Source organism: Vibrio sp. Vb1337, assembly GCF_033338715.1.
In the GTDB taxonomy this organism is placed as follows: domain Bacteria; phylum Pseudomonadota; class Gammaproteobacteria; order Enterobacterales; family Vibrionaceae; genus Vibrio; species Vibrio alginolyticus.
Genome location: NZ_JAWOTD010000030.1, coordinates 42,621 through 48,909, shown reverse-complemented (window position 1 = coordinate 48,909; position 6,289 = coordinate 42,621). Strand labels below are relative to the sequence as shown.

At 45.3% G+C, this 6,289-nt stretch carries 8 protein-coding genes; all 8 read right to left on the bottom strand.

What is annotated here, in order from left to right; all coding sequences use genetic code 11:
• Window positions 1–231: 231 nt before the first annotated feature.
• Window positions 232–2,331, bottom strand: coding sequence for an elongation factor G (gene fusA / locus R7E42_RS22200; protein WP_005382794.1), 2,100 nt, complete (start codon window positions 2,329–2,331; stop codon window positions 232–234).
• A 75-nt stretch (window positions 2,332–2,406) separates the two neighbouring features.
• Window positions 2,407–2,877, bottom strand: a complete 471-nt coding sequence (gene rpsG / locus R7E42_RS22195; RefSeq protein WP_005382796.1) for a 30S ribosomal protein S7 — start codon at window positions 2,875–2,877, stop codon at window positions 2,407–2,409.
• A 101-nt stretch (window positions 2,878–2,978) separates the two neighbouring features.
• Window positions 2,979–3,353 (bottom strand): 30S ribosomal protein S12, encoded by a 375-nt coding sequence (rpsL, locus tag R7E42_RS22190; protein ID WP_004399892.1) that lies wholly within the window; start codon window positions 3,351–3,353, stop codon window positions 2,979–2,981.
• Between the two features lie 177 nt (window positions 3,354–3,530).
• Window positions 3,531–3,806 (bottom strand): sulfurtransferase complex subunit TusB, encoded by a 276-nt coding sequence (gene tusB, locus R7E42_RS22185; RefSeq protein ID WP_005382799.1) that lies wholly within the window; start codon window positions 3,804–3,806, stop codon window positions 3,531–3,533.
• Between the two features lie 7 nt (window positions 3,807–3,813).
• A complete protein-coding gene (gene tusC / locus R7E42_RS22180) occupies window positions 3,814–4,170 on the bottom strand; it encodes a sulfurtransferase complex subunit TusC (protein ID WP_054702275.1) in 357 nt (118 codons plus the stop codon).
• Window positions 4,167–4,562: a sulfurtransferase complex subunit TusD gene (gene tusD / locus R7E42_RS22175; protein ID WP_318072995.1), complete on the bottom strand. Its 396-nt coding sequence runs from the start codon at window positions 4,560–4,562 to the stop codon at window positions 4,167–4,169. Before tusD ends, tusC begins: the two co-directional genes overlap by 4 nt.
• Window positions 4,559–5,281 (bottom strand): transcriptional regulator, encoded by a 723-nt coding sequence (locus R7E42_RS22170; RefSeq protein ID WP_005382804.1) that lies wholly within the window; start codon window positions 5,279–5,281, stop codon window positions 4,559–4,561. Before R7E42_RS22170 ends, tusD begins: the two co-directional genes overlap by 4 nt.
• A gap of 143 nt (window positions 5,282–5,424) precedes the next feature.
• On the bottom strand, window positions 5,425–6,207 hold the full coding sequence (gene fkpA, locus R7E42_RS22165; protein ID WP_318072994.1) for an FKBP-type peptidyl-prolyl cis-trans isomerase: 783 nt from the start codon (window positions 6,205–6,207) through the stop codon (window positions 5,425–5,427).
• Window positions 6,208–6,289 lie beyond the last annotated feature (82 nt).

The window sequence follows — 6,289 nt, the reverse complement described above, 5'->3', positions numbered from 1 at the left end:
TGTTTTACCGTGGTCAACGTGGCCGATAGTACCAACGTTAACGTGCGGTTTCGTACGTTCAAATTTTTCTTTAGACACGATCGTGTTCCTTCCTAGTTATGATTCGTCGTGATCATTATTGATCGACGACGCGCCAGAAATTGTTATTTTATGCGCCAACGCCCGTTAGCGCAATATTTGGACGCCCTGATCTCGCAAAAAGTCGTAAACTTTTTGCAGTTCAATCGTCAATTAGTAACCACGCTCTGCAATAATTTTATCTGCGAAGTTTTTCGGCACTTCAGCGTACTCGTGAAACTCCATAGAGTAAGACGCACGGCCTTGAGTTGCAGAACGTAGATCAGTTGCGTAACCGAACATTTCGGATAGTGGTACTTGAGCACGGATGATCTTAAGACCAGCCACACCTTCGTCCATGCCTTCAATGATACCGCGACGACGGTTTAGGTCACCAACAACGTCACCCATCCAGTCTTCCGGAGTGGTTACTTCGACATTCATCATAGGTTCTAGAATCACAGGTTGTGCTTCTAGTGCACCTTTCTTGAATGCCATCGAGCCAGCGATCTTAAACGCCATCTCGCTTGAGTCTACATCGTGGTAAGAACCATCAAATAGTGTAGCTTTAATATCTAGTACAGGGTAACCCGCTAGAACACCACTATTCATTTGCTCTTCGATACCTTTCGATACCGAACTGATGTATTCCTTAGGAATCACACCGCCCACGATTTCGTCTACGAATACGAAACCTTCACCAGGCTCAGAAGGCTCAAGTTTGACCCAAACATGACCGTATTGACCACGACCACCTGATTGACGAACAAACTTACCTTCAACTTCCGCTTTACCACGAATGGTTTCACGGTAAGCAACCTGAGGTTTACCAACGTTACAATCAACGCTGAATTCACGCTTCATACGATCAACGATAATGTCTAGGTGAAGTTCACCCATACCAGAGATCAGAGTCTGACCTGATTCGTCGTCCGTTTCCACGCGGAATGATGGATCTTCCGCTGCTAGTTTACCTAGCGCGATAGCCATTTTCTCTTGGTCTGCCTTAGAACGAGGCTCTACAGCAATCTGAATAACTGGTTCAGGGAACTCCATGCGTTCTAGAATCACTTTGTGGTTCTGATCACACAGTGTGTCACCTGTTGTTACGTCTTTCAGACCGATAGCAGCTGCAATATCACCAGCGCGAACTTCTTTCACTTCTTCACGCTTATTCGCATGCATCTGAACGATACGACCGAAACGCTCTTTCTTCTCTTTTACTGAGTTGTAAACAGCGTCACCCGAGTTTACAACACCGGAGTAAACACGCATGAAAGTTAGCGTGCCCACGAATGGGTCAGTCGCAATCTTAAACGCTAGCGCTGAGAAAGGTTCGTTGTCGTCAGCATGACGCTCAACTTCATTTTCTCTTTCGTCGACACCTTTAATTGCAGGTACGTCAACAGGCGATGGCAAGAACTCAACTACTGCATCCAGTACCGCTTGAACACCTTTGTTCTTGAACGCACTACCACAAGTAGCCAGTACGATTTCGTTATTTAGTGTGCGAGTACGTAGAGCTTGTTTGAGCTCAGCTTCAGTCAATTCACCTTCTTCAAGGTACTTGTCCATCAGCTCTTCGCTAGCTTCAGCAGCGGATTCAACCATGTGGTTGCGCCACTCTTCAGCAAGTTCAATCATGTCAGCCGGGATGTCTTCGTAAGTAAACGAAGTGCCTTGATCGGCATCATTCCAGTTGATCATTTTCATCTTGATAAGGTCGATGACACCTCTGAACTCATCTTCCGCACCAACGTTCAGCTGGATTGGAACAGGAGTCGCACCAAGACGATTCTTAATTTGGTTCACAACGCGTAGGAAGTCTGCGCCCGCACGGTCCATCTTGTTTACAAATACCAAACGTGGAACGTGGTATTTGTCTGCTTGACGCCATACAGTTTCAGACTGAGGTTCAACACCAGATGAGCCACAGAACACAACCACAGCACCATCAAGTACACGAAGAGAACGCTCTACTTCGATAGTAAAGTCAACGTGTCCAGGGGTATCAATGATGTTTACGCGATGCTCAGGGAACTGTGCTTCCATACCACGCCAGAATGTAGTAGTCGCAGCGGATGTGATAGTGATACCACGCTCCTGCTCCTGCTCCATCCAGTCCATGGTTGCTGCACCATCGTGAACTTCGCCGATTTTGTGAGAAAGGCCAGTGTAGAACAGAATACGCTCAGTTGTGGTTGTTTTTCCTGCATCTACGTGAGCACAGATACCGATATTACGGTATAGCTCAATAGGAGTTTTACGAGCCACGATTGTATCCTCTTACTAAGGTGTACCTTAGAGTATAGAAAAGTGCTGCGAGAGAACCTCGCAGCACAGAAGGTATTACCAACGGTAATGAGCGAACGCTTTGTTTGCGTCAGCCATGCGGTGAACGTCTTCACGTTTCTTAACCGCAGTACCTTTGTTCTCAGACGCGTCTAGCATTTCAGCAGCTAGGCGTTGAGCCATAGATTTTTCACCACGCTTGCGCGCAGCTTCAACCAACCAACGCATAGCAAGTGCGTTACGGCGAACCGGACGTACTTCTACAGGTACTTGGTAAGTTGAACCACCAACACGGCGAGATTTAACCTCTACCGCTGGGCGAACGTTTTCAAGAGCTTCTTCAAAAATAGCTAAGTGGTCTTTACCAGACTTTTCAGCCATAGCATCTAGTGCAGTGTAAACGATTTTCTCTGCAGTAGATTTTTTACCGTCAACCATTAGGATGTTAACGAATTTTGCCAGCAATTCAGATTTGAATTTTGGATCTGGAAGGATCTTACGCTGACCAATGACGCGACGACGTGGCATGGATTTATCTCCGTTGTCTTCTTCAGGTTTTATCCAAAACTTTTCAGTTTTTTCAAAAAATTAAAAATAATTTAGTGTTTGGCCTTACTTAACGGAATCCATTAAGACTTAGGACGCTTCACACCGTACTTAGAACGACCTTGTTTACGGTCATTTACGCCAGCACAGTCTAGTGCGCCGCGAACAGTGTGGTAACGCACACCTGGAAGGTCTTTAACACGACCACCACGGATTAGAACAACTGAGTGCTCTTGAAGGTTGTGACCTTCACCGCCGATGTACGATGTAACTTCGAAGCCGTTTGTCAGACGTACACGACAAACTTTACGAAGTGCTGAGTTAGGTTTTTTAGGTGTAGTAGTGTAAACACGAGTACATACACCACGTTTTTGTGGGCACGCTTCTAGTGCAGGCACGTTGCTTTTAACAACTTGCTTTGCACGTGGCTTACGTACCAACTGGTTAATAGTTGCCATTAACTAGCTCCTGATTTACTTGAAAGTAAGCTTTGTGAAAAATCTATCCCCAACTGCCAATGCAGTTAGGGACGCAAAATTCTATGCAGCAGTGAGAGGTGTGTCAAGAAATATACGGATCTTTTTTGTTCAATTAGAACAATTCATCCGTAAAGCTTTGTCGACAGCAAATCTTGTTCAATCCCAAGTTAGGGATTTATCCTGTTTTGCTGTTAGTTCAACGAAGCCTGAGTAATTCACAATCGTCAGCGATGGACTGATACGATTTGCAATACCGCGAGCTTGCGCATCGCTCTCTAACACAAATACGCTGCGGTTTTTTAGATGGGAAAATGCTTTATGTTGCGAGTTAGCAGCGTACACTGCATCTTCTATAAGTAAGATGTCATCCTGTTCACTGCATAAGGGCATGGCGTCTTCTAGAGCAGAGACTGTTTTTATGATGTGTAACATACCTTCCTCAAAAAGACAGTAGCTTGCCAGCGTGTTGTAACTTATCTTTGAGCTGTTCTGAGCTTAACGCTTGGGCTTCAATGACTAAATCCGCTTGCGCCAAACCTCGCTGGGTTAACGACTCTGAACACACAAAGACTTGTTCGATGTCGTATAAATCGAAAAGCTTTAACATCGGCGCGTAATCTTTACTCAAAATATTGTTGGGGTCTTGTCCGAGTAGAAGCTGGTATACCCCGTCACCCATGAAAATGACGCTGATATCTTCACAGTAAGCCGACGCAGCTAACAGTGCATCCACACCTTCACGACCAGCTGCACAGCCATGTGGCGCACTACGAAATAGATAAGTTAACTGACTCAAAACTGTACCACTCTGTCTTGGGTTAACATCGCTTCAGCTAGGCTACCTAAGCCTGCTTGTTCAAAACCATCGGCTAGATTGTTCTGAACCAAACCATGTTGATTCGCTTCTTCTTCACTTACAATCCCGCGACGCAAAGCGGCCGCGACACAAGTTTCTAGGCGAACACCATGCTCTTTAGCCAAAGACTGCCACGCCTTATTGAGATCAAATTCATCGTTGGCTGGCACACTCAAAGCAGTACCATTAGTCACACCATCTTGATAAAAGAAGACGCTCACTAGCTGATGGCCTTGCTCTATCACCGCTTGGGCGAACTGATAAGCACTGCGCGCTGACTGGCTGCCATAAACGGGACCATTCACCACTAACGTGTAAGTCAGTTTACTCACCTTTCATCATCCTCGGTTTTACGTTGACGAATGTACAAGTAAACGGTGTGTTTTGAAATATTAAGGCGATCCGCGACACGGTTGATGGCATCTTTAATATCGAAGATACCTTTGTCGTACAACTCCATCACGATCTGGCGATTTTTGGTGTTGTTAGACACGGATTTATCCGCATTGATCTCTTCGATGGTGCGTTCAACAGTTTGGTCCACCAGCTCTTCTACGTCACTAGCAAAGTTGACCGAGGAAGCCGCTTCTTTCGCTTCTTGCGTCGGCATGAAAGACTGAAGAACTTGCGAGAAAGGCGCATCCAAGTTGACGTTGATACACAACAGACCAATCACGCGATTTTCGCCATTACGAATGGCGACAGTAATCGACTTCATCAACACGCCACCTTTTGCACGGGTAAAGTACGAACGTGAGAAGTTGCGCTCCGAGCCTTCGATGTCTTTTAGCATCTTAAGCGCTAAATCAGTGATTGGTGAGCCGACTTGGCGCCCCGTGTTTTCACCGTTAGCGATTTTAATTGCAGAGGTATTTAAGTCTTCTAGAGAGTGAAGAACGATTTCACAAAATGGACCTATCAGGCTGGCGATACCATCCACGACCGCCTCATAAGATCTTAAAATGATTTTGTCGTGCTCGGTAAACGGCATCACGTTAACGGATTCCATTTCGAGCAACATCTCCGCGTTTATTGTTTCTGTAGTTGTCATAAGCCTTCGAGCGAAAAATCAACAAATTGGTGTAAGTTTATCAGAAAATTTGAAAAGCAACCTAGCAAACTCACCAACTAGTGACCTAGAACAAAAAAGGCCCGTTAAACGGACCTTTTTCAATAACTTATCGCAGCTTATTGTTATTGCTCTGCGTTGTCGTTCTCAACTTTTAGCAGCTCAACTTCAAATACTAGCGTTGAGTTAGCAGGAATGCTTGGTGTGTCTTGGTCACCGTATGCTAGCTCTGGCGGGATAACGAATTTGAATTTAGAACCCACAGACATTAGCTGAACACCCTCTGTCCAACCTGGGATTACACGGTTAAGTGGGAACGTTGCAGGTTCACCACGATCGTATGAGCTGTCGAACTGAGTACCGTCGATCAGAGTACCTTTGTAGTGTACTTGAACCGTATCAGTGTCTTTTGGCTTCTCACCTTCAGCTGGTGTCATTACTTGGTATAGAAGACCTGTATCTGTCTTCACTACGCCTTCTTGCTTCTCAAACTCAGCACGGAAGTCATCGCCAGCTTTTTTCGCTTCAGCTGCTTTCTCAGCCGCTTGTGCTTGCATCTTTTCTGCAACACGCTTGTCTAGAGATTCTAGTGCTGCACGTGTTTCTTCTTCATTCAATTCAGCATTGCCTTTGAAGACGTCTTCGATACCTTTTAGTACCAAATCTTTGTTAAGATTAATGCCTATTTCGCTTGGCTTGTCGATGCTTGTGCTTAGGTAGTTAGCAAATGAAACACCGATTGCGTATGCCGCTTTGTCGTCGTCGGTTTTAAAGTGAACCGCTTTACCGGTTTCTGCTTGAACTTGTTCTGCTTGAGGTGCGGTTTCTGTTTTAGTTTCTTCTTTCTGACAACCTACCGCTAGCATAACTGTTGCAGCAAGTAGCGACACTTTTAAAACTGATTTCATTAAATTCTCCCAATAATGGCTCTGCCATTGGTTGTTGTGCACAAATCTTCTATGAGACTAGTGAAGACAATCGTTATACCAA